The organism is Rhizobium sp. PRIMUS64, assembly GCF_023006465.1.
Classification (GTDB): domain Bacteria; phylum Pseudomonadota; class Alphaproteobacteria; order Rhizobiales; family Rhizobiaceae; genus Rhizobium; species Rhizobium leguminosarum.
The window spans coordinates 1-235 of sequence record NZ_JALBGX010000383.1 but is presented as its reverse complement, the minus strand read 5'-3'; the positions used below and the strand labels follow the sequence as shown (position 1 = coordinate 235).

Annotated in this window: 1 protein-coding gene; it reads left to right on the top strand. The window is 56.6% G+C overall.

Annotated elements, in window-relative coordinates:
• Nucleotides 1-5: 5 nt before the first annotated feature.
• The coding region (locus MOV76_RS40240) for a group II intron maturase-specific domain-containing protein (protein WP_309506949.1) at nucleotides 6-235 on the top strand (230 nt) is incomplete at its 3' end.

Below are 235 nucleotides of genomic sequence, written 5' to 3'. Positions count from 1 at the left end.
GGGAAATGTATCCGACTGTCAAATTTGACTTCCTTGGATACCAGTTCAGGCCGCGACAGGTGGCGACTTCACAGCGGAATGAGTTCTTCTGTGGCTATACCCCAGCGGCCAGTCCGGCGGCGCTAAAATCGATGCGGGCCACGATCAAGAGCTTGAACATTCCGCGGCAAACGCCGGGGACGCTGGCTGAAATCGCCAAACAGATCAATCCGCTCCTCCGGGGATGGATTGCCTA